This is a genomic window from Bradyrhizobium sp. STM 3557 (assembly GCF_045571465.1).
GTDB lineage: Bacteria > Pseudomonadota > Alphaproteobacteria > Rhizobiales > Xanthobacteraceae > Bradyrhizobium.
In genome coordinates this window covers 814,851-839,420 of the sequence record NZ_CP120697.1, presented here as the reverse complement: position 1 = coordinate 839,420, position 24,570 = coordinate 814,851, and the positions used below count along the sequence as shown (strand labels likewise).

Below are 24,570 nucleotides of genomic sequence, written 5' to 3'. Positions count from 1 at the left end.
GACAAATGGCCTTGAAGCGGGCTTATAGGAAAGCACCTGGGCCAGTTCACTGGAATGACGAAATCTTGCTCCTCAAACCATAATTCTTGATCCATCGCAATGCAGTCTTATGCAGGGTGTCGCGCGCGGCCACGAGATTGGCCCCGCTGTGATTTTTCCGGTAGATTGCCGATTGGCGCGACTTCGCGGACGGCGAGCGCTTGACAGGCGTCCTGCCCGTTGTACGCAAGCCGGGCGACGCCGCACGGAACTCTGATTCGAAAGATCGGGCTCGCAGGGTCATTTCAGGCCTGAAGATGCCGATCCTGTCCTCAAGGCGCCATCATTGCCGTATCATGCCGTCGCGGCTTGCAGATCACCCACAGGAAAGTGTCATGGGATCGACCCGGATGGGGCCTTCAACGGACAGGACGACGGACATTGCCGGCGGAGATGCGAACGGCTCGCGACGTCCGCGGCGGCTCGGTCTTGCGGCGCTCTCAACGCTTCTTGGCTTCGCGGCCGTCATTGCCCTCCCTCACCTCGTCCACGCCCAAGGTGCCGTGCGCTCGGTTCATGGTGACTGGCAGATCCGCTGCGATACCCCGCCCGGTGCCCAGAACGAGCAATGCGCCCTGATTCAGAGCGTGGTAGCGGAGGACCGCTCCAATGCCGGGCTCACCGTCATCATGCTCAAGACCGCCGACCAGAAGAGCCGGCTGATGCGCGTGGTCGCTCCGCTCGGCGTGCTCTTGCCGTCCGGCCTCGGCCTGAAGCTCGACAACCAGGATGTCGGCCGCGCCGGCTTCGTGCGCTGCCTTCCCAATGGCTGCGTCGCCGAGGTGGTGATGGAGGACAAGCTCCTGAACCAGCTCAAGACCGCCAAGACCGCGACCTTCATCATCTTCGAGACGCCCGAGGAGGGCATCGGCTTCCCGCTCAGCCTGAACGGGCTGGCGGAAGGATTCGACAAATTGCCGTGATCAGCACGGCCGCTGGCCGGCTGCCGTCTCCAGCGACAGCGCCATGATCAGCACGGTCTTGTCGATCGCATCATCAGGCGCTTCCGCCGGCTGCACCGCCTTGATGACGAAGCCGGCCTTCTCGTAAAGCCGGATGGCGTTGGCATTGCTGCGGTAGACGGTAAGCTCGACACGGGAGAAGCCGAACGCGCGGGCATCGGCCAGCGCCCGGGCCATCAGCCGGGAACCGATGCCCTGGCGCCGGAACTGCGGCAAAAGGCCCATGCCCAGGACGCCGATCCGGGCGTCGATGGGCCCCGATTTGGGCGTCACGTCGCACCAGCCGACCACCTCGCCACCAGCGCGCGCGACCAGCTGCGGATAGCCATGGGCGATCATGTCGAGGACAAAAGCACGTGTGGATTCAAGGGGCGGCGCCTCGCTGAAGGACAGATAGCGCCGCTCCCGCGCTACCGAGTCCAGCGTTCGGTGGAAGCTTTCGATATCTGCAGGGGTGATTGGAGTGATCTCAACCATGTCCGTTCGGTAATCATCCGGCCCCTCGCGCCCCGACCCCGAAACAACTATCTTGGATCGTACGTTCCGACAACGGACCTGCCCAGTGGACATGCCGATGACAGATCCCGCCACCACCTCCCTGCTCGACCGAGCCAATCTCGACCGCGACGCCGTCCGGAACGAGGTGGGGCGCGGACTCGCCGGCGCCGACGACGGCGAACTGTTCCTGGAATATAGCCAGACCGAAGCGCTGATGTTCGACAACGGCCGGCTGAAGCAAGCTACGTACGACACCAGCCAGGGTTTCGGCCTGCGCGCGGTGAAGGACGATGCGGTCGGCTATGCCCATTCCTCCGACGTGTCGCTGCCGGCGCTGATCCGCGCCGCGGACGCCGTCAGCGCCGTGCGTGGCGGCTATTCGGGCACGTTCGCAAGCCCGCCGCCGCACACCAATGTGCGCCTCTATGGCGACGACAATCCGCTCGATGCCCCCGGCTTCGAGAGCAAGGTCAAGCTGCTCGGCGAGATCGACGCCTATCTGCGCGACAAGGACCCGCGGGTGCGGCAGGTGACAGTCAGCCTCGGCGCCACCTGGCAGGTGGTCGAGATCCTGCGACCCGACGGCGAGAGCTATCGCGACATCCGCCCGCTGGTGCGCGTCAACATTTCCGTGGTTGCCGGACAAGGCGACCGGCAGGAGAGCGGCAGCAAGGGCTATGGCGGTCGCGAGGCGTATGCGCGCTTCATCGAAACCAAGGCCTGGCGCGAGGCCGCCGACGGCGCGCTGCGCGAGGCGCTGGTCAATCTGGAATCGGTGCCGGCACCGGCCGGCGAGATGGACGTGGTGTTGGGCGCCGGCTGGCCCGGCGTGATGCTGCATGAGGCGGTCGGCCACGGTCTGGAAGGTGATTTCAACCGCAAGAAGACCTCGGCTTTCGCCGGCCTGATGGGCAAGCAGGTGGCGGCCAAGGGCGTCACCGTGGTCGACGACGGCACCATGGCCTCGCGCCGCGGCTCGCTGTCGATCGACGACGAGGGCACGCCGACCAATCGCACCGTGCTGATCGAGGATGGCATTCTCGTCGGCTACATGCAGGACCGCCAGAACGCGCGGCTGATGAACATGAAGCCGACCGGCAACGGCCGCAGGCAAGGCTATGCCCATGTGCCGATGCCGCGCATGACCAACACCTACATGCTCGCCGGCGCGCGCGATCCGGCCGAAATCATCGCCTCCGTGAAGAACGGGATCTATGCGGTGAATTTCGGTGGCGGCCAGGTCGACATCACCTCGGGCAAATATGTGTTCCAGTGCACCGAGGCCTACAAGATCGAGGACGGCAAGGTCGGCGCGCCGGTGAAGGGCGCGATGCTGATCGGCAACGGTCCGACCGACCTCAATCGGATCAGCATGATCGGCAACGATCTGTCGCTCGATACCGGGATCGGGACCTGCGGCAAGAATGGACAGGGCGTGCCGGTCGGCGTCGGCCAGCCGACGCTTCGGATGGATCGGATCACGGTCGGAGGAACGGGTCGATGAATGTCGAGAAGGTCACGGACCAGGCCGCTCAGAGCAGCAGCACCGGTCACGCCAAGGGTCAGACCAAGGGTCAGACCACGTGGGGCGGTCAGATCGCGCAGCTCGCGGCCGTGGTGCTGGCGGTGTTCGTCGCCAAGGGCGCGATCGCCGAGCCGTTCTACGTGCCGTCGGGCTCGATGGAGCCGACCTTGATGATCGGCGATGCGCTCCTCGCCTCCAAATTCCCCTATGGCTACGGCACTTCCTCGCTGCCGATGCAGATCACCCTGCCGGAAACCGGCCGCCTGTTCGGCGAGACGCCCAAGCGCGGCGACGTCGTGGTGTTCCGCTGGCCGGGCGACAATTCGCAGGCCTGGGTCAAGCGCGTCGTCGGCCTGCCCGGCGACCGCATCCAGATGCGCCAGGGCCAGCTCTTCATCAACGACCAGCCCGCGACCTTGAAGCCGGACGGCATGGGCGAAGCCGAGGATGATAACGGCCGCACCGAGCCAGCCTATCGCTATGTCGAGACGCTGCCGAACGGCGTCTCGCACAAGATCTTCAAGCTGCGCGACAACGGCCGGCTCGATAACACGTCGGAAGTGACCGTGCCGCCCGGCAAGCTCTTCGTGCTCGGCGACAACCGCGACAATTCCGCCGACAGCCGCGTGCCGGTGCGCGACGGCGGCGTCGGGCTGCTGCCGATCGACAATCTGGTCGGCCGCGCCGATGCGGTGGTGGGCTCCTGGGATCTCGGCGTGCGCAACCAGCCGGTCTGGGCCTGGCTGTCGGGCTTCCGGCTCGATCGCTTCTTCACCGCGGTGAGGTGAGGGGCGCCTCGCGTGACCTTCGACGATGTCAGGGCGATGGCACTGGCATGGCCGGAGGTCGTGGACGGAACATCCTACGGCACGCCGGCGCTGAAGGTGCGCAAGAAGCTGCTGGCGCGCCTCAAGGAAGACGGTGACAGCCTCGTCATTCCGGGCGTGCCCCAGGACGAACGCGACATGCTGGTGGAGAGCCGGCCGAAGCTGTTTTACTTCACCGACCACTATCGCGACTATCCGATCGTGCTCCTGCGCCTGTCTGAAGCCGAGCGTGCCGACGTCGAGCCGTTGGTGCGCCGGCAATGGCGCGCACTGGCGTCAAAAGCCGCGCTGAAGAACGACCGCGGCTGAGCCCGGCCACCAGACGAACCGATGAACGCCGACGAATTCCTCGCCCTCGCGCTGCGCAATCCGATCAACGAGGCGATCGCGCGCGAGCTGGCCGCACTCGCGCTGCCGGATGCCTGGCTTGTCGCCGGCTGCCTGACGCAGACCGTCTGGAATGCGCTGAGCGGACGTCCCCTCACCTACGGCATCCACGACTACGACATCTTCTATTTCGATCCCGACACGTCATGGGAGGCGGAAGACGCGGTCATCAAGCGCGTGCAAGCGCAGCTTGCGTCCTGCGAGGCTAGGGTCGAAATCCGTAACCAGGCACGCGTGCACCTCTGGTATCCGGCCAAGCACGGCAAGCCCTATGCGCCGCTCACCTGCGCGGCCGACGGCATCGACCGCTTCCTGACCGTGAACACGCAAGCCGGCGTCCGCCCAACGGGCAACGGCTTCGACGTCTACGCGCCGAAGGGCTTTGACGACATCGCCGACATGATCGTGCGGCCCAACCCGTCGCCGAACTTCTCGGCCGCGAACTACAGCGCGAAGGCCGCGCGCTGGAAGGCGCTGTGGCCGGAGATCAGGGTGATGGCGGCGGAGGAACAACTATCGGGCCGCGTAACGTGACGCAGACCACTGCTCTAAATTCCCCATCGTCATCGTCCGCGAAGGCGGACGATCCAGTACGCCGCAGCCGCTCGATTGCAACACTGCGTCGTCGACTACTGGATCGCCCGGTCCCATCTACGCCTTCGGCTTCGACGCGGCCACGTGCTCAAGGGCGCGCCGGAGCTTTAGCGAAGGCGGCAAGCCTGGCGATGACAGCGAGAATGAAGACGCGTCCGCCGTGTCAATTCAATCGCAAGCCTATCTCAGCACACCGGACGTAAACCCGGCGCGGCGGCGCGGTGGCTTGATCTCCTTCTTCAGGAAGCAGTGCGCTTCCTTGCCGGCATAACCCGGGCGGGCGAAGGTCCAGGCGCGGCACTTGTTATCGCCGGCACAGGCGGCCTTGCAGATTTCCTCGGCGTCGGTGCTGCGTTCGCTCGCTTTGTCAGCGCCTTTGTCGATGCCCTTGTCGATTGCCTTATTGTCAGGGGCCCTATCGCCGCTCCGATCGATGCTTTTCTCGCCGCCCTTGTCGGCCCCTCTCTCGATCCCTCTTTCGGCGGACTTCTCGGCGCCCTTGCCGTCGGCCTTGATCTCGAAGCTGCGATAGTCTCCGCCGGGACGATCGATCGCGGTCTCGACCGTGCCGTTGCGGATCTCGACCACGCCGGCGCCGCGGACGCCCGAAACACAGCAATTGTCGGGCACGCGCGGCGGCACAGTGCCCTTCAGCCAGCACACCGCTTCGCTGTCGAACACGGTCGGATAGTTGAAGCTCCAGGCCCGGCAGCGCCGATCATGTTCACACAACAATGCGCAATCGGCCGGATCTGCAGAGGAGACCGGCACGCTCGTGTAGTCGCCGCCCGGGCGATCGAAATTGGACTGTGCCGCCGCGGGCTGTACGACACCCACGGCCGCCAGACAGGCCAACACCGACAAACATGCGCTCAGCGAGCGCCTGATCTTGATACGCGACAGCTTCCGACCCATTGGATGCGCTTGAGTTTTCCCCACTTGCCATTTGATGGCCACGAACCTGTATGGCGGATGAACGGGTCCGACACCTTTGGACACAGATCGCTGAGCTGTGCCCGTAAGGAACACAGCTATTAGCGCAGATTGTGGTGGGCGCCTCTCCCCGCAAGCGGCAGGGCTATCGCATATGAGAAAAGAGACTGGGCAAGCAACTTTTTGCGGCCATCCTTCGAGACGGCCGCCGAGGGCGGCCTCCTTGGGACAAGGGTCTTTTCGCGGCGAAAATCTCAACCCTCATGGTGAGGAGGCGCCGAAGGCGCCGTCTCCCCGGACGATGCTTCGCATCGCCGAGAGAAGCATGAGGCCATGGAGCTTCTGAGCCAGAAGAGCCATACGCGATTGCCCTGCCGCAGGCGGGGAGAGGGTGAAGAAAGTCAGAACGCGTATTCCTGATAGGCCGGATCGACCGAGCCGCTCCACGCGCCATGATATTTTGCCAGCATCTCCTCGGCTGGGGTCTGTCCCGTCTCGATCATGTGGTCAAGCGGCTCTAGGTGCCGGGTCTCATCGCGGCCGAGATGATCGACCCGGCCGCGGCGCCGCAGGCCGTGATGCGACAGCTTCACGCATTCCTTGGCGACCTCGAACACGAAGCGATCACGGATGCGTGCCTTGAAGCCGAGCCGCGGCACGTCGTCGCGCAGCGACTGCCGCTCGAACGCAGTCCAATCCTTGACCAGATCCCAGGCCGCATCGAGCGTGACATTGTCATAGAGCAGCCCGACCCAGAACGCCGGCAGCGCCGGCAGCCGCCCCCAGGGCACGCCATCGGCGCCGCGCATTTCGAGATAACGCTTCAGCCGCACCTCGGGGAAGATGGTGGAGAGGTGGTTGGCCCAGTCCGACAGCGTCGGGCGCTCGCCCGGCATCGCCGGATTCTTTCCGGCGAAGAAGTCGCGGAACGAGGTGCCGGAGACATCGATATAGTTCTCCTCCCGCTTGACGAAATACATAGGCACGTCGAGCGCATAGTCGACCCAGCGTTCGAACCCCATGCCGTCCTCGAACGCCCAGGGGATCATGCCCGAACGGGCATTGTCGGTGTCGCGCCAGATCTCGGAGCGGAACGAGAGGAAGCCGTTCGGCTTGCCTTCGGTGAACGGCGAGTTGGCGAACAGCGCGGTGGCGATCGGCTGCAGCGCCACTGATACCCGCAGCTTCTTGACCATGTCGGCTTCGGAGGAGAAGTCGAGATTGGTCTGCACCGTGCAGGTGCGGTACATCATGTCGAGGCCGTAGCGGCCGACCTTCGGCATGTAATTGGTCATGATCTTGTAGCGGCCCTTCGGCATCACCGGGATGTCCGCCCGCGACCAGGACGGCGTCATGCCGAGCCCGAGAAAGCCGATGCCGAGCGGGGCGGCCACCTCGCGCACCTGAGCCAGATGCGCCATCAACTCGCCTTGCGTCTGGTGCACGGTCTCGACCGGCGCGCCGGACAGTTCGAACTGGCCGCCGGGCTCGAGCGAGATCGCGCCGCCGCCGGTGACGTCATAGAGCCCGATGATGTTGCCGCGCTCCATGATCGGCTCCCAGCCGAGCAGGAGCTTCATGCCTTCCAACAGCGCGCCGATGCCGCGTGCGCCCTCGTAAGGCACGGGGCGCCGGCCATCCAGCGTAAACGGCGTCTTCTCGTGCTCGGTGCCAATGCGGAAGGCGGATTGCGGTTTCACGCCCGCCTCGAGCCAGGCGACGAGTTCGTCGCGCGACTCGAGTGGAGTCATATCGATCTGGTCACGCGCCATGCGAGTCCCGGTTCAAGAGCGCATCAGATATCGCGCGGTGACAGGAATGTCCGCGAGGCGAAGGGCGCCGCGGACGTTGAAAACGATAAAAGGTTCATCGCGGCGAGGCGCCTTCCGCAGCCGTCGACGGCAGGGCCTCGCCGCAGGAGCAGCCGAGACGATCGAGCAGAGCGCAGAGCTTGGCTGCGTCGACGTCCGACAGCTTCGACCCGACATGCTTCTCGATCGCGGCCGAATAAGCTCCCCACATCCGCTTCTGCAGCTCGCGTCCGGCCTCGGTGATCTCGACGAACTGGCCGCGCTTGTCGATCTTGCATTCGCGGCGCACCGCCAGTCCCTCGTCGACCAGCCGGTCGATCAGCCGCGAGGTCGAATATTGCGGCAGCAGCATCTGCCGTTCCAGCTCGACCGGCCGCAGCTCGCCACTCGGCGCCCGCGACAGCTCCAGCAGCGCGTCATACCAGGCGAGCGGCGGAAAGCCGGCCTTCTTGAGCTCCTGCTCGACCGCGTCCAGCACCCGGCTCCGGACCCGCATCAGGCGGATCCAGGCAGCGGTCGCCTCGGTCGACGGTTTGCGTTTCATGGTCCGGCTCGCACCTTCACGTCAATAGTCTAGCCTACTCGATGCATCTGCATCAATCTTGACTATTCCATGCACTTGCATTTAATCGCCTCGCGTCCCTACCTCAACTCTCTTAAGCCACGGTTCGCAAGGAAGGAAACCGCCGATGAAGCTGTATTATTCTCCGGGTGCCTGCTCGCTGTCTCCCCACATCGCCCTGCTTGAAGCCGGCCTTCCCTATGAGCTCGTCAAGGTCGACTTCGCGCCAAGAAGCTCGAAAATGGCGACGATTATTTGAACGTCAATCCGAAGGGCCAGGTGCCGGCGCTTAAACTCGACGGCGGCGAGCTGGTCACCGAGGGGCCTGTCATCGTGCAGATGATCGCCGACCGGGCCGCGGCCAAGGGCGATGTTAGGGGTCTGGCGCCGGCGCGCGACAGCGCCGAGCGCTACAAGCTGCTGGAGTGGTTGAATTTCATCACGACCGAGCTGCACAAGAATTTCAGCCCGCTGTTCCAGCCGGTTTTTTCCGACGAGGTCAAGGCGTTCTTCAAGGATCGGCTCATGGGCAAGTTCAAATATATCGACGGCCAGCTTGCGGGGCGCGACTATCTGCTCGGCGAGGACTTTTCCGTCGCCGACGGCTACCTGTTCACGATGCTCTGCTGGGCTGACCGCATGCAGTTCGATCTGGCAGCCCTGCCGAACCTCGTCGCCTACAAGGCCCGCGTCGCCGCCCGGCCGAAGGTGAAGGAGGCGCTGACCAAGGAAGGGCTGCTGAAGGCGGCGTGAGTTTGCTCTTCTCCTCGCTTTAGCGATGCCGTCTCAACGCATTCAGTGTCGTCCCCGCGAAAGCGGGGACCCATAACGACAGGCGGCGGTTGGGGTACGAGATGGTCGTGGCGGCTTGCGTCGCAACAAACTACCGCTGCGGAGTATGGGTCCCGGGTCGGTGCTCGGCAACGCTACGCGTTGCCGAGCTTGCCCGGGACGACAATGGAATCAAGCCGCCGCCTGCGACTTCTTCGGCGGGAAGCGGCCGTAGAAGGTCTCGCCTTTCGCCGCCATCTCCTCCAAAAGCTTCGGCGGGGTGAAGCGCGGGCCGTATTTCTTCTCGAGCTTGTGGCAGAGCTCGACGAACTTTTTCGTGCCCATGAAGTCGATATAGGACAGCGTGCCGCCGGTGAACGGCGCGAAGCCAAACCCTAAGATCGAGCCGACATCCGCCTCGCGCACGTCGGTGATGACGTGGTCCTCGACGGTGCGCGCCGCCTCCACCGCCTGCACCACCAGGAAGCGCTGTTTCAATTCCTCCACGCTCAACGTGTCGGGGTCGAGATGCTTGGGCTGCAGCTCGGCAAGGCCCGGCCATAGACTCTTCTGGCCTTTGCCCTTCTCGGGATAGTCGTAGAAGCCTTTCGCGTTCTTGCGGCCGAAGCGGCCTTGCTTTTCGACCATCTCGATCATCAGCTTCTTGTGATCCTGATTGATCGCGTTCGCGCCAAGATCGGCCTCGGTGGCCCTCATGATCTTGAGGCCGAGATCGAGCGCGACCTCGTCCGACAGCGACAGCGGACCGACCGGCATGCCAGCCATCTTGGCGGCGTTCTCGATCATTGCAGGCGGCACGCCCTCCAGGAACATCTCATTGCCTTCGGAGATGTAGCGCAGCACGCAGCGGTTGGCGAAGAAGCCGCGAGAGTCATTCACAACGATGGGCGTCTTGCCGATGACGCGGACATAGTCGAGCGCGGTCGCCAGCGCGACATCGCCGGTGTTCTTGCCGACGATGATCTCCACCAGCATCATCTTCTCGACCGGCGAGAAGAAGTGGATGCCGATGAACCTGCCCTGGTCCTTGAACTCCTCGGCGAGCGAGGTGATCGGCAGGGTCGAGGTGTTGGAGGCGAAGATCGCGCCGTCTTTCAGCAGCGGCTGCGCCTTGGCGTACGTCTCGGCCTTGACCTTGCGGTCCTCGAACACGGCCTCGATGACGAGGTCGCAGTCCCTCAACGCATTGTAATCGGCGGTCGCGGTGATGCGGCCGAGAATGGCCTCCGCATCAGCGGGCTTGGCGCGCCCCTTCTTGATGAGATCGTCGATCACGCTCTTGGCGTGCGCCTTGCCCTTGTCGGCGCTCTCCTGGTCGCGATCGATCAGCACGACATCGAGCCCGGCGCGCGCCGAGACGTAGCCGACGCTGGCGCCCATGAAGCCGGCGCCGATCACGGCGAGCTTTTTCACGTTGGTCGGCGGCACATTCGCCGGGCGGCGCGCGCCCTTGTTCAGCTCCTGCATCGACAGGAACAGGCTGCGGATCATCGCGGCCGCTTCCTTGCTGCGCAGGATATGCGCGAAGTAGCGCGACTCGACCCGCAGCGCAGCGTCGATCGGTAATTGCAGGCCTTCATAGACGCAGCTCATGATGGCGCGCGCGGCCGGATAATTGTCGTAGGTCTGGCGGCGATAGATGGCGTTGCCGGCCGGGAACATCATCATGCCGTTCTTGGAGAACACCGGGCCGCCCGGCAGCTTGAAGCCCTTCTCGTCCCAGGGCTGGACGGCCTTGCCGCCGCCCTTGATCCAGTCCTTCGCCGCCTTGATCAGATCGGCCGCTGGAACGATGGCGTCGATCAGCTTCAAGGCTTTGGCTTTCTCGAGAGGCAGCGCCTCGCCCTTGAGCAGCAGGTTCATCGCGTCCTGCGGCTGCACGATGCGCGGCACGCGCTGGGTGCCGCCGGCGCCGGGAAACAGGCCGACCTTGATCTCGGGCAGCCCAAGCCGCGTCTTTGGGTTCTCGGCCGCAACGCGATAATGGCAGGAGAGCGTCAGCTCGAAGCCGCCGCCGAGGGCAAGGCCGTTGATCGCGGCGACCCACGGCTTGCCGGAGGTTTCCATCGCCCGATAGATCAGCGAGAAGCGCCGGCTGTTGTCGAACAGCATCTGGTTCGCCGCTTCCTCGCCCTTGCTCTTGAGGATATCGGCGTAGGCGTGGTTCATGCCCTCCAGCATCGACAGGTCGGCGCCGGCGCAGAACGCCTCCTTCGCCGAGGTGATGACGACGCCTTTCACCGCGGCATCCGCGGTGGTCTCCTTGACGATGGTCTCGAGCTCGATCGCCGAGGTCTCGTCGAGCACGTTCATCGAACGGCCCGGAATGTCCCATGTGACGAGCGCAATGCCGTCGGCGTCGGTCTCGACTTTGAAATTCTTGAAGGCCATTTGGTGCTCCCTCGATGCCTGCAGCCGATCGGCGCGGCGAATATCGACGTGGATCGTAGGGTGGGCAAGCCGAAACGTACCCACCAGCTTCTGCTCATGAGTTCGTCATTGCGAGGAGCGATGCGACGAAGCAATCCAGAATCTTACTCGGAGCCCTGGATTGCTTCGCTTCGCTCGCAATGACGGCAGTCAAACCCGCTCGATGATGGTGGCAGTCCCCATGCCGCCGCCGATGCATAGCGTCACCAAAGCGGTTGACTTGTCTGTTCGCTCCAGCTCGTCGAGCACCGTCCCTAAGATCATCGCGCCGGTGGCACCCAAGGGATGACCAAGCGCAATGGCGCCGCCATTCACGTTGATCTTGTCCTTGTCGATCTCGAACGCCTGCATATAGCGCAGCACCACCGAGGCGAAGGCCTCGTTGAGCTCGAACAGGTCGATGTCCGACTTTGTCATGCCGGAACGCTCGAACAGCTTCTTGGTGACGTCGACCGGGCCGGTCAGCATCATCGCCGGCTCGGAGCCGATATTGGCGAAGGCGCGGATTTTTGCGCGCGCCTTCATGCCGTATTTCGCGCCCGCCTCCTTGCTGCCGAGCAGCACCGCGCCGGCGCCGTCGACGATGCCCGAGGAGTTGCCGGCGTGATGCACGTAGTTGACGCGCTCGATCTCGGGATGCGACTGCACCGCGACCGCGTCGAAGCCGCCCATCTGCGCCATCTGCACGAAGGACGGCTGCAACTGCGCCAGCGACTGCATCGTCGTCGTGGGACGCATATGCTCGTCCTTGGCAAGGATGGTGAGGCCGTTGATGTCCTTCACCGGCACGACGGAGTTGTTGAAGCGACCCTCGTCCCACGCCTTGGCCGCGCGCTGCTGGCTCTGCACCGCATAGGCATCGACATCGTCGCGCGAGAAGCCGTATTTGGTCGCGATCAGGTCGGCCGAGACGCCCTGCGGCATGAAGTAGGACGGCACCGCCATCGACGGGTCCATCGGCCAGGCGCCGCCGGAGGCACCGATGCCGACCCGGCTCATCGACTCGGCGCCGCCGCCGATCACCAGCTCATGCTGGCCGCTCATCACCTGCGCCGCGGCGAAGTTCACCGCATCGAGGCCGGAGGCGCAAAAGCGGCTGATCTGCACGCCCGGAACGGCCTGCCCGAGCCCGGCGTTCAGCGCCGCGAAACGCGCCATGTCGGAGCCGGCCTCGCCGACCGGATCGACGATGCCGAGCACGACGTCGTCGACCGCGTCTTCGGGGATGTTGTTACGGTCCTTCAGCGCCTTGAGCGGCACGGTGGCGAGTGCCAGCGCAGTGACCTCGTGCAGCGCGCCGTCCGGCTTGCCGCGGCCGCGCGGGGTGCGAACGTGGTCGTAGATGAATGCCTCAGGCATGACGCCCTCCTGATATGATGTTCGTCATCTCTAGCAAAGCATGGATGCGCCGGCGAGCCGGCCGGCGCTTCCCGCACCTCAGAACGCTTCCGCGGGCAATTCCATCATGGTGGCGCAGCCGGCCTGGATCTTCGCCAGGTGTGCCGCGGTCTCCGGCAGCACGCGTTCCATGAAGAAGCGGCCGGTGGTCAGCTTGGTCGAAAGGTATGGGGTGCTGCCGGACGCCGCAATCTTGTCCTGCGCGACCTTCGCCATCCGTGCCCACATATACGCAAAGGTGACCAGGCCGAACAGATGCAGATAGTCGGTCGCGGCCGCGCCGGCGTTGTCGGGCTTGGTCATCGCATTCTGCATCAGCCAGGTGGTGGCCTGTTGCAGATGGCCGAGCGCGGTCGAGAGCGGCGCGACATAAGGCTTCATCGCCTCATCCGCGGCATGCTCCTTGGCGAAGCTGCCGACTTCGGCGAAGAACGCCATCACCGCGCGGCCGCCGTCGCGCGGCAGCTTGCGCCCGACCAGATCCAGCGCCTGGATGCCGTTGGCGCCCTCATAGATCATGGCAATGCGCGCATCGCGCACGAACTGCTCCATGCCGTGCTCGGCGATGTAGCCATGGCCGCCGAACATCTGCTGCGCCTGCACCGCATTGGCAAAGCCCATGTCGGTCATGTAGCCCTTCATGACCGGCGTCATCAGGCCCATGTGATCATCGGCGGCCTGGCGATCTTTCGGATCCTGCGAACGGTGCGCGACGTCGCTCTTCAGCGAGGTCCAGATCACCATCGCGCGCGCCGCCTCATTGAAGGCGCGGATCGAGAGCAGCGTCCGGCGCACGTCCGGATGCACGATGATCGGATCGGCCGGCTTGTCCGTGGCCTTCGCGCCGGTCAGCGAGCGTCCCTGCAGCCGCTCGCGCGCGTAAGTGACCGCGTTCTGATAAGCGACCTCGGACTGCGCGAGGCCCTGCACGGCGACGCCGAGGCGGGCCTCGTTCATCATCACGAACATGCCCTGCATGCCCTTGTTCTCTTCGCCGATCAGCCAGCCGGTGGCGTTGTCATAGTTCATCACGCAGGTGGAGTTGCCGTGGATGCCCATCTTGTGCTCGATCGAGCCGCAGGTGACGCCGTTGCGCGCGCCCACCGAGCCGTCGGGATTGACGAGAAACTTGGGCACCACGAACAGGGACACGCCCTTAATGCCGGCGGGCGCGCCTTCGATGCGCGCGAGCACGAGATGGATGATGTTATCAGACAGATCGTGCTCGCCGGCCGAGATGAAGATCTTGGTGCCCGTGATCTTGAAGCTGCCGTCGGCCTGCCGCACCGCCTTGGTGCGCAACAGCCCGAGATCGGTGCCGCAATGCGGCTCGGTCAGGTTCATGGTGCCGGTCCATTCGCCAGCCACCATCTTCGGCACATAGGTCTTCTTCTGCTCCTCGGTGCCATGCACGAGCAGCGCCGCGGTCGCGCCCATGGTGAGTCCGCCATACATCGCGAACGCCATATTGGCGGAGCACTGGAATTCATTGACGGTCTGGCTGAGCGTCACCGGCAAGCCCTGCCCGCCATATTCCGTCGGCGCCGAGAGGCCGAGCCAGCCGCCCTCGGCGACCTGGTTGAATGCCTCCTTGAAGCCCTTCGGCGTGGTGACGCTGCCGTCGTCCTTGCGCTTGCAGCCTTCCAGATCGCCGGTGCGATTCAGCGGCTGCAGCACCTCCTCGGCGAGCTTGGCCGCCTCGCCGATGATGGCCTCGCGCACGTCGGCGGAGGCATCGGAGAAGCCGGGCAGATTGTCGTAGCGGTCGATCTGGAACACGTCGTTGAGCAGGAAGCTGACATCTTCCACGGGGGCTTTGTAGCTCGGCATCTCAAATCTCCGGCAGGCAGGCTGAGGGGACGATTCTCGGACGCGACGATCACTCGAATGGTGGCCGCGGACCTTAGCGATTCCAATTACGGTTATCCACGTGCGGTTGCAGTTCCGTAAGGACTGGTCAGCGCGATGCGCTTTCAGGCTTGACCAACTGCTCGCCCATCAGGCGGTGCAGCAGGTTGATCGCCTTCAACGGCCGGACCATGACCTTGAAATGGGTAATGAGCCCTTGCGCATCGAACGTGATGATATCGACGCCATTGATGGTGATGCCGTCGATCTCATTGGTAAATTCGAGCACGGCACCCGTGTCGCTTGTCCACTCGCCGACAAATTTGAAGCCGGGACCGCCGAGCACTTTCTCGGCACTCGACAGGTATTTGAAGGTGATGTCGCGGCCGCGCTGCGGCGTGTGCACGACCGGGCTCTCGAACACGGCGTCCGGATGCAGCAGATCCCAAAGCGCCGCGCGGTCGTGCGACGTCATGTAGCCGTACCATTTCGCAAGGCCGGTCGTTGTCATCGACGCTCCCTCCGGGCCAAGCTGCCGCTGGCTCCTGCATATGCACATTGACGCATATGCGCCTTTGTGCATAAAGTCAAGCGAGACGCGATCAGGATCTTGAGAGCAGACAACAATGGCCCTTGGCGACGCCATTCTCGCGTGCCTGACCGAACGTCCGATGACGGGCTACGAGCTCGCCAAGACGTTCGATTCCTCGATCGGCTTCTTCTGGAAGACCGATCACCAGCAGATCTATCGCGAGCTGTCGCGGCTGCGCGACCGCGGCTACATCCAGGGTCGCGAGGTGGTGCAGACCGGAAAGCCCAACAAGCTGGTCTACACGTTGACTCCCGAAGGACGCGCCGCATTCCGGCACTGGGCGGCGCGGCCGAGCACGCCAGCTTCGATCAAGGACGACTTGTTGATCCGGCTCTATGCACTGGAGGCCGTGGACATCGAGCCGCTGCGCGCCGACCTGATGGCGCGGCTGGAGCATCATCGCGACCGCTACGAGCGCTATGAGCGCATCGTGAAGAAGCGCTTCCCGGATGGCACGGCCTCGCCTGCCGACATGGGCAAGCTGCTCAACCTGCGCATCGGTCTACGCCACGAGAAGATGGTGGCCGAATGGTGCGAGGAGGCAATCACGGCTCTGTCCGCGCTCACGGGCACGACCAACGTGGTGGCGATCGGCGCGGATACCGGCGAAAGCAGGGGTTGAATCGCTTTATCGCTGCGCCTGCAAAACTTTAGGCCGGCCGGACGGCGATCCTTAACCCGGTATTTACCGTAACGGCCAAAAGTCGGGATCTGGAGCAGACGACCTGCGCGGATTCCGGCCATGCTTGCGTCGGGACGTGCGGGGAGGCTGGAGGCGCCGGGTGGAGCGCCCAAGCGGAACCGGACGAGAGCATGAATTCGCGCGTACCGTTGAGTCACGAAGGCATCGAACCGACGGTTCGCGAGCGAGCCGAGGCCGCCGCGCAGCGCGCCGGCATGACCTACAACGACTGGCTGAACTCGACCGCAGGCCCAACGTCCACATCGGATTTCCGCCCTCCGCAGGATGCTCGCGCGGCGGCGATCGCGCGCGAGACCCGCGAAGTCGCCGACATCCACCAGCGGCTGGATTCGATCGCACGCCAGATCGAGCAGATGTCCCGCCCTGCCCCGCGCCGGGAAACGCTCCGCGGCGAGCAGGGCGTTGCGCGCCAGCTCAATGATGCGATTTCGCGGCTCGATGCGCGGCTGTCGCAGATCTCGACACCCCTGCGCCGTGCGAGCACCGAGGACCAATATCGCGGCCCCGACGGCGTCGAGCGCGCCGCGGCCCAGCTCTACCGCGCGCCGCTGAGCCCGGCCTCGCTTGATGTCGCGGTGGCGGAGATCAGTGCCCGGCAGAGCGAGCTCGACAATCCCAGGCCGCGGCAGCTCGCCGCGCATCAGGCGCCGCCGACCGCACCCGTGATGGCATCCGCGAGTGCGCCGGTGATGACGCCGCCGGCAGCCGACTATTCCGCGCTCGAGCGGCAACTGCTGAAGATCACCAGCCAGCTCGAGGCGCTGCAGCGGCCCGACGACGTCATCGAGCAATCGATCATTGCGTTCCGCGCTGAGCTTGCCGAAATCCGCATCGCGCTCACCGAGGCGATGCCGCGCCGCGCCATCGAATCGGTCGAGAGCGAGATCCGCGCGCTGTCGCGCCGGATCGACGAGAACCGCCAGAGCGGCGTCGACAGTCAGGCGCTGGCCGGCATCGAGCAGGCGTTGGCGGAGATCAAGGACGTCGTCAGCTCACTGACGCCGGCCGAACAACTCGCCGGCTATGACGAGGCGATCCGCAACCTCGGTGCCAAGCTCGATCTGATCCTGCGCGCCAATGACGATCCCGGCACGGTGCAGCAGCTCGAGAACGCGATCAGCGCGCTCCGCGCGATCGTCGCCAACATCGCCTCCAATGACGCGCTGGTGCGGCTGTCGGACGACCTGCGGCTGTTGTCGTCGAAGGTCGACCAGGTCGCCGAGGCGCGCGACAATCGCGACTCCTTTGCCACGCTGGAGCAGCGCATCGCCGCGCTCACCTCGGCGCTGGAAAGCCGCGAGCGGCCGAGCGGCGCCGGCGAGAGCACCGCCCAGATCGAGGAGGCACTGCGCGGATTGTCCGAGCGCATCGACCGGTTGCAGGTCGGCACCGACAGCGCGTCGAGCTTTACCCATTTGGAGCAGCGGGTCGCCCAGCTGCTGGAGCGGCTGGAAGAGACCCAGGATCCGCGCAGCGGCAACATGGCCCGCGTCGAGAACGGGCTCCAGGACATCCTACGCTATCTCGAACGGCAGCAGGCGACGTTCGCCGCACTTTCCGAAAGCCGGGCGCAGCGCGCCGCCGAGGCGCCGGTGGACACCGGCCTGATCGACCTGGTCAAGCGCGAGCTCACAGACATCCGCTTCAGCAAGACCGAAGCGGACCGCCTCACCCAGGACTCGCTCGAAGCCGTGCACTCGACGCTCGGCCATGTCGTCGACCGGCTGTCGACAATCGAGGGCGATCTACGCAACGCGCGCACCACGCCGGTCGAGCCCTCGCCGCCGCTGGTGCCGCCGCTCGATCCGGAGATGGCGCCACAGCGCACCGTGCCGCCGCAGATGCCCGAGGCACTCAAGACCGAACCGAAGTTCGAGTCCTATAAGCCCGAGCTGCCCAATCCCGCTGCCGAGCAGGCCGCAAGCCCGGCCCCCTTCGTGGCCGCGCCGCGCGATTTCCACGCCGCGACAACCGCGCCCGCCGCCGTGCCGCCGACCTTGCCGCTGCCGCCGAAGGCGATCTCCGATATCCTCGAACCGCATGCGGCGCAGGCTGCGCGCATGGCCGCGATCGAGCCCAGTCTGCCGCCGGATCATCCGCTGGAGCCGGGAACGCGGCCCGCCAGCCGCCTCGCCTCGCCCGCCGAGCGCATCGCAGCCTCGGAGGAGGCGATCAGCGAGCTTCCCGCCGCCAAGCGCGAGCCCGTGTCGACCTCGAGCTTCATTGCGGCCGCACGCCGCGCCGCGCAGGCTGCGGCCGCCCAGCCGGCCGACACCAAGGCGAAGGGCGCCGACAAGGCGAAGAAGGTCAAGGAAAAGGCCAAGGACAAAGGCAAGGAGAAGCCGAAGGACAATCCGCGGCCGGTGATCAGCGCCGATCCGGACAGGGAAGCCTCGGGTCTGGGCTCCAAAATCCGCTCGCTGCTGGTCGGCGCCAGCGTGGTCGTGATCGTGCTCGGCACCTTCAAGTTCGCGATGTCGCTGCTCGATGCCGGCAGCACACCGCCGCCCGCGCCCCCGATTCAAACCCAGGGCGATACGTTGCCGCAGCTCCAGACCCCGGCGCTGCCGCCGGCGCCGAAAGCCGCAGCGCCGGATCCGGCGGCGCCGTCGATGACCTCGCCGACGCCGCTCGAGCGACAATCCTATAACCGCGCGATGCGGACCGAGGCCGAGACGGTGGCGATGCTCGCGATCCCGCAGGATCAGGACGCGCCGGCCGCAAGCGAAGTCACCGGAACGGTCCCGACAGCCGCAAACGGCCAGAAGCTCACCAATGTGCCGGTGCCGGCGACCGAGCGGCTGCCCGATGCGATCGGCAGCATCGCGCTGCGCGCGGCGGCCCTGAAAGGCGATCCGACCGCGGCTTACGAGATCGGCTTGCGCTTTGCCGAAGGCAGAGGCGTGGCGGCGAATTTCGAGGACGCCGCGAAATGGTACGACCGCGCTGCGCAGGCCGGGCTGATTCCCGCGGTGTTCCGCCTCGGCACCTTCTACGAGAAGGGCCTCGGCGTGAAGAAGGACCCCGACATCGCGCGCCGCTACTACACGATGGCGGCCGAACGCGGCAACGCCAAGGCCATGCACAATCTCGCGGTGCTCGATGCCGACGGCGGCGGCAAGGGTGCGAACTACAAGAGCGCGTCGCAATGGTTCCGCAAGGCGGCCGAGCGCGGCGTTGCCGACAGCCAGTTCAATCTCGCGGTGCTCTATGCGCGCGGCATCGGCGTCGAGCAGAACCTCGCCGAATCCTACAAATGGTTCTCGCTGGCCGCGGCCCAGGGCGATGCCGATGCGGGGCGCAAGCGCGACGACGTTGCAAGGCGCCTTGATCCGCAGTCGCTCGCGGCCGCCAAGCTGGCGATCCAGACCTTCACCGCCGAGCCGCAGCCTGACGATGCCATCAACGTGCCGGCACCCGCCGGCGGCTGGGATGCGGCACCGGCGCAGACGGTGGCCAAGCCGCCTGCAAAGCCGGCGGCGGTCAAGCGCACCGCAGCGGCCGCGCCCGCATCGGCGGCGCACTGATCGGCGCACGTCGCTTTCGAGACGTCGCGAGAATTTTGCGCAGAAGACGGTGCGCTCCCTCTCTGGCTGAGAGACGCCATCAGTCCGTCGGAAGATCATAGTCCGGCCCCGCAAATCCGTGTAGGAAGGCACCGGCCGTCAGTGCGACGGCGCTTGCCGTGCGGAGTGCGTGCCGTGGTAGACGATCTTGACCAGAACGGACCTTCCTTCCAGCGCTCGCCAACCGGTCCGTGGGTGGCGCCGCCGCGCGCAGTACCTGCGCCTCGGGCACAGCCGCGGATCGCCGCAACCGGTCCCTCCGTCTATTGGTGGCGGCGCCTAGCCTCGGTCATCTTCTTCTCTGTGCTCGTGGCGGGCACCGGCGTGCGCGCCTATCGCGACCTGTCGCGGCCGGAGGCCTGGGCCTATTGGAAAGACCAGTACCTCTCGCCGAGCCTGAACTCGACACTGATCCCGAATGTCGACATCGACCACAGCGGCCATGGCCGGACCGCGCTTGCGATCTCCGGCGAGATCGGGCCTGCCGCGGCAAGCTGGCTGCGCGACCGGATCGACGACGCGCATCTCGCCAAGGGCGACGTCGTGCTGCTGTCCTCGCCGGGCGGCAATCTCCAGCAGGCAATCATTATGGGCGAGATCATCCGCGCGCATGAGCTTGCGACCGCGGTCGGTGTTGCCGATCGTTCCGGGCGTGTCCGAGCCGCCTATTGCGCCAGCGCCTGCGTGATGGCCTATGCGGGCGGCTGGCCGCGTTATGGCGTCGAAAACTCCGCGCTCGGCGTGCATCGCTTCACGACGACGGCACCGGTCGCAGATCCCGTTGCCGATGCCCAGCGCGTGACCGGATCGATCCTGCGCTACATGACGAGGATGGGCGTCTCTGCCGAGATCGTCGAGGCGATGTCCGAGACGCGCGAGATCCGTTGGCTCAAGGACAAGGACGCGCAGGCGATGAACCTGGTCACCGCGCCGGTCCACATACGCTAGAGACCACCAGCCTGCGCCAAGACGCGCGCAAAATCCGCAGCAAAAAGCCGCGTGACGCATTTTCCCGGGTCCCGCGCCCGAGCTATTTCGGCTATGCAGGGTGATCGCGATGATCTCTGATCGGTTCGAGGGGGCATCCGCGGACTCGGTCCACCTCTCCCCTGCGGGGAGAGGTCGGCGCGCAGCGCCGGGTGAGGGGGCGCGGCGCTCAAGATAGATAGACCGTAACCCCTCACCCGGATTGCATCTTCGATGCAATCCGACCTCTCCCAATGGGAGAGGTGGACCACCGATGCGGCGCTCGCTCGATCAGATATCATCCTCTTGGACTAACGCCGTGGGCGGTCGCGGCCGCCTCGCGCCAGAGCCTGGAAAGAAGAGCGACAGCGCGTGCAGATCTATCTCCCGATCGCCGACATCCCGGTCAACATCTTCCTGCTATTGGCGATGGGAGCGGCGGTCGGCTTCGTCTCCGGCATGTTCGGCATCGGCGGCGGCTTCCTGATGACGCCACTGCTGATCTTCGTCGGCATCACGCCAGGCGTTGCGGTCGCGTCCGTGGCGAGCCATATCGCCGCCTCCTCCTTCTCGGGCGCGCTGTCCTACTGGCGGCGGCGCGCGATCGATCCCGCGCTCGCCTTGGTGCTGCTGACGGGCGGCATCATCGGCACCGCACTCGGCGTCTCGACCTTCACGCTGCTCCGCGCGCTCGGCCAGCTCGACCTGATGATCGCGCTGTCCTACGTCGTGCTGCTCAGCAGCGTCGGCGCTGCGATGTTCTATGAAGGGCTGCGCGCGATGATCCGCGCCTATCGCGGCGGCCCCGTCACGATCCGCCGGCCGGGCAGCCATGGCTGGATTCACGGCCTGCCTCTGAAGCTGCGCTTCAAGCGTTCCAAGATCTACATCTCGATCATCCCGGTGGTTGCGATCGGCATCCTGATCGGCTTCCTCGGCGCAATCATGGGCATCGGCGGCGGCTTCATCCTGGTGCCGCTGCTGATCTACCTGCTGCGCGTGCCGACCTCGACGGTGATCGGCACCTCGATGGTGCTCACGCTGGTCACCATGATGGTCGCAACCCTGCTGCACGCGGCGACCAATCACCTGGTCGACGCGGTGCTGGCGCTGATCCTGATGGTCGGCGGCGTCACCGGCGCGCAGTTCGGCGCACGTGCGGGCCAGAGGATCCGCGGCGAGCAGCTGCGGCTGCTGCTCGGCCTTCTCATTCTCGCGGTCGGCGTGCGCTTCGCCATCGAGCTCGTGATCCGGCCGGAGGACCTGTTCACGATCCGCGAAATCGGAGTGAGCCAATGAGAGCGCGCCGTGTCGCCGCAACCATTGCATTGGCGCTGATAGCGGCCGGCCTCGCAGGGTCGGCGCATGCGGAGCGGCTGATCGTCTCGGTCTCGAACCATCGCGTGACGGTGACGCCGAACTACGCGGGCGAGGAGCTGGTGCTGTTCGGCTCCGTCGAGAGGGACGGGCCGACGGCCGCCGCACCTGATAGCTACGACCTCGTGGTCACAGTGCGCGGCCCGCGCGCCGACATGGTGACGCGGCGCAAGGAGCGGCGCTTCGGCATCTGGATCAACACTGACGCGCGGCAATTCCCCAACGTGCCCGGCTATCTCGCTGTCTTCGCCAACCGGCCGATCGAGGCGATCGCCTCGCCCGAGGTCCAGCGGCGCCAGCAGCTCGGACTCGCCAATGTGCGGCTGCAGGAGGGCGCAGGCCCCGCCGATGCCGAGGCATTGGCGGACGACGTCTTCCGTCACGCCTTCGTGCGGCTGCAGTCCCGGCACGGGCTCTATCGCGAGGACACCACGGCGGTGACGTTCCTGACATCGACATTGTTCCGCACCGGCATTCCGCTGCCCGCCGCGGTGCCGATCGGCACCTATGAGGTCGAGATCAAGCTGTTTGCGAACGGCGCTTATATCACCAAGACCGAAACCGCGTTCGAGATCGTCAAGGTCGGCTTCGAGCAGTTCGTCGCCAGCACCGCGCGGCAGAACGGTTTTGTGTATGGCCTGATCACGACAGCGATGGCGCTGATGACCGGCTGGATGGCGTCGATCGTGTTTCGGAGAGATTGAAGATCCGCATCCCGCTGTCATCGCCCGGCTTGCCGCCTTCGCGGGGAATGACACGGAGACTGGATCACCGGCTCGTCGCGGCCTCTGGAGCCGTGCTCCCCGCCGCCACCGGCGTGCGCGTTACCAGATAGACGCCCAGCGCGACCGGGATGATTCCGAACAGATCCTGCACGGCGACGTGCTCGCCGAGCACGAGGAAGGCGAACACCATCGCGAGCGGCGGCATCACGAAATGATAGGCGCTGGCGGCCGTGGCGCCGCAGACCTTGAGCATGTGAAACCACAGGACATAGGCCAAGATCGAGCCGCCGAACACCAGGAAGGCAAAGGCGCCGGCGAGCTGCGCATTCCACACGATCGCATCCATATTGGAGCTGAGCGCGAACGGCCACAGCGCGAGACCGGCCGCGAGATTCTGAATGCCATTGCCGATCCAGAGCGACCCCTTCGGCGCGAGCTGCTTGAACAGGATGGTACCCGTTACGATCGAAGCAAGCGCAGCCAGCGTGTAAAGAATGCCCTCGAGCTGGTCCGACCCGACCGACAGCCGGTGCCAGACGATCATGGCGACGCCGATGATCCCGAGCGAAAGCCCTGCGATCTTGCGCCAGGTTAGCGCCTCGCCCAGCAGCAGCGCTGCGAATACGGCCGTAAACACCGGATTGGCCGAGACGATGAGACCGCCGAGCCCGGCCGAGACGGTCTTCAGACCGGTATAGCCGAGACCGAGATAGAGCGCGTTATTTGCGATGCCGATGATCGCGAACACGAGGGCATCGCGCCGGCTCATCGCAAAGGCGTCGCGACGCAGAACGGAGAAGGCGAGGATCATCACGCCGGCCAGCGAGAACCGCGCGGCCAGCAGCAGCAGCGGCGGACAGTAGGTGACGCCGACCTTGCCGGCGACGAAGGCGAAGCTCCAGAGCAGGCAGAACAGGCCGATTTCGAACGGCAGGGAATTCAATCCTGAGCGGGGCATGGATACCGAGGGCGCGAGCGACATGGGAAGTCTCCTTCCGCCCTGATCTAGGGGTGGGCCTTCCCATTTGGAAATTAAATGATATACTAGGATGCAGTGATTTTATAAATGGCCGTTGGGCATGCTCGATCTTGAGCTGTTGCGCAGCTTCGTCTCGGTGGTGGAGGCCGGCGGCTTCACCCGGGCCGGCGAGCGCGTCCACCGCACCCAGTCGACCGTGAGCCAGCAGATCAGGCGGCTGGAGGACGATCTCGGCCAGATCCTGCTCCATCGCAATGGCAAGGACGTGACGCCGACCGAGGCCGGCGAGCGGCTGCTGTCCTATGCGCGGCGGCTGCTGGCGCTGGCCGAGGAGGCGCGTGACGTCGTGGCGCGTCCGGGCGGCGATGGCGCGGTCAAGCTCGGCATCCCCGAGGATTTCGCCGCTTATCGTCTGGCGAAGGTTCTGGCGGGATTTTCCCGCGCCCACCCCACGTTGCGGCTCGACGTCCGCGCCGACCAGAGCATCAATCTGAAACGCGATCTCGAGCGCGGCGATCTTGACCTCGCCTTGCACAAGCGCGGGGTGGGTGAAGGAGATGCGATTGCGGCCTGGCCGGAGCAGGTCTCCTGGGTCACCAGCCGCAACCACCCGGTCGATCTCAATTGCGCGTCATTGCCGCTGATCGGCTTCCCCGCCGGCTGCCTGTATCGGGCGCGTGCCATCCATTCGCTGGAGATGTCGGCGCGTGCCTGGCACATGGCGTATACCTCATCGAGCCTTGCCGGCATCCAGGCTGCGATCGCGGCCGGCATGGGGCTCGGCATCCTCTCGGACATGGCAATTCAGGCCGATCACCGCGTGCTGACGGCAGCCGAAGGCTTTGCCCCGATCGATCGCACCGAGCTGGCGCTGGTCGCCTCACCCGATGCTAGCCCGGCGACGCTGAGGCTGGCCGAGCGGCTCGCCGAGTTCTGCGAGAAGGTGCAGGCCAAGGCGGCGTAGCGACCTGCGCCCGCTCACATGGCCATCATTTCGCTGCACGAGCGGTATGTTCCCTCTCCCGCTTGCGGGGGAGGGCCAGGGAGGCGGCCGCC

At 65.4% G+C, this 24,570-nt stretch carries 20 protein-coding genes and 1 pseudogene; 12 read left to right on the top strand and 9 right to left on the bottom strand.

Translation table 11 applies throughout. The annotated features are described in order from the left end of the window. Positions 1-374: 374 nt before the first annotated feature. Positions 375-962 carry an invasion associated locus B family protein gene (locus P6U24_RS03865; RefSeq protein WP_407157879.1) on the top strand — a complete coding sequence of 196 codons (588 nt, stop codon included), beginning with the start codon at positions 375-377 and terminating at the stop codon, positions 960-962. Here P6U24_RS03865 and P6U24_RS03860 read toward each other — a convergent pair whose 3' ends face one another. Further along, entirely contained in the window at positions 963-1,478 is a 516-nt protein-coding gene (locus tag P6U24_RS03860) for a GNAT family N-acetyltransferase (RefSeq protein ID WP_407160764.1), read from the bottom strand. A gap of 97 nt (positions 1,479-1,575) precedes the next feature. On the opposite strand from P6U24_RS03860, the gene tldD reads away from it, so the two are divergent. From tldD to P6U24_RS03840, 4 genes are read left to right on the top strand one after another with little or no spacing between them, the layout of a single operon-like run. Then, the gene (gene tldD / locus P6U24_RS03855; protein WP_407157878.1) at positions 1,576-3,003 is read left to right on the top strand and encodes a metalloprotease TldD; all 1,428 of its coding nucleotides are present in this window, start codon (positions 1,576-1,578) and stop codon (positions 3,001-3,003) included. After that, complete coding sequence (lepB, locus tag P6U24_RS03850) at positions 3,000-3,812, top strand: signal peptidase I (protein ID WP_407157877.1); 813 nt, start codon at positions 3,000-3,002, stop codon at positions 3,810-3,812. The genes tldD and lepB overlap by 4 nt, the downstream gene beginning before the upstream one ends. A gap of 12 nt (positions 3,813-3,824) precedes the next feature. Then, entirely contained in the window at positions 3,825-4,160 is a 336-nt protein-coding gene (locus P6U24_RS03845; RefSeq protein WP_407157876.1) for an MmcQ/YjbR family DNA-binding protein, read from the top strand. A 21-nt stretch (positions 4,161-4,181) separates the two neighbouring features. Further along, on the top strand, positions 4,182-4,772 hold the full coding sequence (locus P6U24_RS03840) for a nucleotidyltransferase family protein (RefSeq protein ID WP_407157875.1): 591 nt from the start codon (positions 4,182-4,184) through the stop codon (positions 4,770-4,772). A gap of 240 nt (positions 4,773-5,012) precedes the next feature. Here the strand turns inward: P6U24_RS03840 and P6U24_RS03835 are convergent, their stop codons facing one another. The 3 genes from P6U24_RS03835 to P6U24_RS03825 form a co-directional block, all read right to left on the bottom strand. Then, positions 5,013-5,747: a PAN domain-containing protein gene (locus tag P6U24_RS03835; protein ID WP_407157874.1), complete on the bottom strand. Its 735-nt coding sequence runs from the start codon at positions 5,745-5,747 to the stop codon at positions 5,013-5,015. 419 nt (positions 5,748-6,166) lie between these two features. Continuing rightward, complete coding sequence (locus tag P6U24_RS03830) at positions 6,167-7,537, bottom strand: glutamate--cysteine ligase (protein WP_407157873.1); 1,371 nt, start codon at positions 7,535-7,537, stop codon at positions 6,167-6,169. 94 nt (positions 7,538-7,631) lie between these two features. Next, positions 7,632-8,120 (bottom strand): MarR family winged helix-turn-helix transcriptional regulator, encoded by a 489-nt coding sequence (locus tag P6U24_RS03825; protein WP_407157872.1) that lies wholly within the window; start codon positions 8,118-8,120, stop codon positions 7,632-7,634. Positions 8,121-8,265: 145 nt separating this feature from the next. Between P6U24_RS03825 and gstA the strand changes: the two are divergent. Beyond that, positions 8,266-8,891: pseudogene (gene gstA / locus P6U24_RS03820) on the top strand (glutathione transferase GstA). 210 nt (positions 8,892-9,101) lie between these two features. On the opposite strand, the gene P6U24_RS03815 reads toward gstA, so the two are convergent. The 4 genes from P6U24_RS03815 to P6U24_RS03800 all read right to left on the bottom strand — a co-directional run bounded on the left by P6U24_RS03815 (position 9,102) and on the right by P6U24_RS03800 (position 15,117). After that, a complete protein-coding gene (locus tag P6U24_RS03815; protein WP_407157871.1) occupies positions 9,102-11,321 on the bottom strand; it encodes a 3-hydroxyacyl-CoA dehydrogenase NAD-binding domain-containing protein in 2,220 nt (739 codons plus the stop codon). A 189-nt stretch (positions 11,322-11,510) separates the two neighbouring features. Continuing rightward, a complete protein-coding gene (locus P6U24_RS03810; protein ID WP_407157870.1) occupies positions 11,511-12,719 on the bottom strand; it encodes an acetyl-CoA C-acetyltransferase in 1,209 nt (402 codons plus the stop codon). Positions 12,720-12,797: 78 nt separating this feature from the next. Beyond that, the gene (locus P6U24_RS03805) at positions 12,798-14,588 is read right to left on the bottom strand and encodes an acyl-CoA dehydrogenase C-terminal domain-containing protein (protein ID WP_407157869.1); all 1,791 of its coding nucleotides are present in this window, start codon (positions 14,586-14,588) and stop codon (positions 12,798-12,800) included. A gap of 127 nt (positions 14,589-14,715) precedes the next feature. Continuing rightward, positions 14,716-15,117: a nuclear transport factor 2 family protein gene (locus P6U24_RS03800; protein ID WP_407157868.1), complete on the bottom strand. Its 402-nt coding sequence runs from the start codon at positions 15,115-15,117 to the stop codon at positions 14,716-14,718. A 115-nt stretch (positions 15,118-15,232) separates the two neighbouring features. Here P6U24_RS03800 and P6U24_RS03795 point away from each other — a divergent pair, with 115 nt between their 5' ends. The 5 genes from P6U24_RS03795 (at position 15,233) to P6U24_RS03775 (ending at position 22,514) form a co-directional block, all read left to right on the top strand. Continuing rightward, positions 15,233-15,820, top strand: a complete 588-nt coding sequence (locus P6U24_RS03795) for a PadR family transcriptional regulator (protein WP_407157867.1) — start codon at positions 15,233-15,235, stop codon at positions 15,818-15,820. 191 nt (positions 15,821-16,011) lie between these two features. Then, positions 16,012-19,428 (top strand): hypothetical protein, encoded by a 3,417-nt coding sequence (locus P6U24_RS03790; RefSeq protein WP_407157866.1) that lies wholly within the window; start codon positions 16,012-16,014, stop codon positions 19,426-19,428. A 174-nt stretch (positions 19,429-19,602) separates the two neighbouring features. Continuing rightward, the gene (locus P6U24_RS03785) at positions 19,603-20,415 is read left to right on the top strand and encodes a hypothetical protein (protein ID WP_407157865.1); all 813 of its coding nucleotides are present in this window, start codon (positions 19,603-19,605) and stop codon (positions 20,413-20,415) included. 390 nt (positions 20,416-20,805) lie between these two features. After that, positions 20,806-21,732, top strand: coding sequence for a sulfite exporter TauE/SafE family protein (locus tag P6U24_RS03780; protein ID WP_407157864.1), 927 nt, complete (start codon positions 20,806-20,808; stop codon positions 21,730-21,732). Beyond that, the gene (locus tag P6U24_RS03775; RefSeq protein WP_407157863.1) at positions 21,729-22,514 is read left to right on the top strand and encodes a TIGR02186 family protein; all 786 of its coding nucleotides are present in this window, start codon (positions 21,729-21,731) and stop codon (positions 22,512-22,514) included. The genes P6U24_RS03780 and P6U24_RS03775 overlap by 4 nt, the downstream gene beginning before the upstream one ends. A gap of 64 nt (positions 22,515-22,578) precedes the next feature. On the opposite strand, the gene P6U24_RS03770 is transcribed toward P6U24_RS03775, so the two are convergent. Further along, a complete protein-coding gene (locus P6U24_RS03770; RefSeq protein ID WP_407157862.1) occupies positions 22,579-23,517 on the bottom strand; it encodes a DMT family transporter in 939 nt (312 codons plus the stop codon). A gap of 97 nt (positions 23,518-23,614) precedes the next feature. On the opposite strand from P6U24_RS03770, the gene P6U24_RS03765 reads away from it, so the two are divergent. Beyond that, on the top strand, positions 23,615-24,478 hold the full coding sequence (locus P6U24_RS03765; protein ID WP_407157861.1) for a LysR family transcriptional regulator: 864 nt from the start codon (positions 23,615-23,617) through the stop codon (positions 24,476-24,478). The last annotated feature ends 92 nt before the right edge of the window (positions 24,479-24,570 follow it).

Coding starts and splice junctions, on each gene's coding strand:
- P6U24_RS03835 (WP_407157874.1), bottom strand. CDS start 5,747: ATGGGTCGGAAGCTGTCGCGTATCAAGATCAGGCGCTCGCTGAGCGCA.
- tldD (WP_407157878.1), top strand. CDS start 1,576: ATGACAGATCCCGCCACCACCTCCCTGCTCGACCGAGCCAATCTCGAC.
- P6U24_RS03830 (WP_407157873.1), bottom strand. CDS start 7,537: ATGGCGCGTGACCAGATCGATATGACTCCACTCGAGTCGCGCGACGAA.
- P6U24_RS03860 (WP_407160764.1), bottom strand. CDS start 1,478: ATGGTTGAGATCACTCCAATCACCCCTGCAGATATCGAAAGCTTCCAC.
- P6U24_RS03805 (WP_407157869.1), bottom strand. CDS start 14,588: ATGCCGAGCTACAAAGCCCCCGTGGAAGATGTCAGCTTCCTGCTCAAC.
- P6U24_RS03795 (WP_407157867.1), top strand. CDS start 15,233: ATGGCCCTTGGCGACGCCATTCTCGCGTGCCTGACCGAACGTCCGATG.
- P6U24_RS03790 (WP_407157866.1), top strand. CDS start 16,012: ATGAATTCGCGCGTACCGTTGAGTCACGAAGGCATCGAACCGACGGTT.
- P6U24_RS03840 (WP_407157875.1), top strand. CDS start 4,182: ATGAACGCCGACGAATTCCTCGCCCTCGCGCTGCGCAATCCGATCAAC.
- P6U24_RS03800 (WP_407157868.1), bottom strand. CDS start 15,117: ATGACAACGACCGGCCTTGCGAAATGGTACGGCTACATGACGTCGCAC.
- P6U24_RS03865 (WP_407157879.1), top strand. CDS start 375: ATGGGATCGACCCGGATGGGGCCTTCAACGGACAGGACGACGGACATT.
- P6U24_RS03770 (WP_407157862.1), bottom strand. CDS start 23,517: ATGTCGCTCGCGCCCTCGGTATCCATGCCCCGCTCAGGATTGAATTCC.
- P6U24_RS03815 (WP_407157871.1), bottom strand. CDS start 11,321: ATGGCCTTCAAGAATTTCAAAGTCGAGACCGACGCCGACGGCATTGCG.
- lepB (WP_407157877.1), top strand. CDS start 3,000: ATGAATGTCGAGAAGGTCACGGACCAGGCCGCTCAGAGCAGCAGCACC.
- P6U24_RS03765 (WP_407157861.1), top strand. CDS start 23,615: ATGCTCGATCTTGAGCTGTTGCGCAGCTTCGTCTCGGTGGTGGAGGCC.
- P6U24_RS03810 (WP_407157870.1), bottom strand. CDS start 12,719: ATGCCTGAGGCATTCATCTACGACCACGTTCGCACCCCGCGCGGCCGC.
- P6U24_RS03775 (WP_407157863.1), top strand. CDS start 21,729: ATGAGAGCGCGCCGTGTCGCCGCAACCATTGCATTGGCGCTGATAGCG.
- P6U24_RS03825 (WP_407157872.1), bottom strand. CDS start 8,120: ATGAAACGCAAACCGTCGACCGAGGCGACCGCTGCCTGGATCCGCCTG.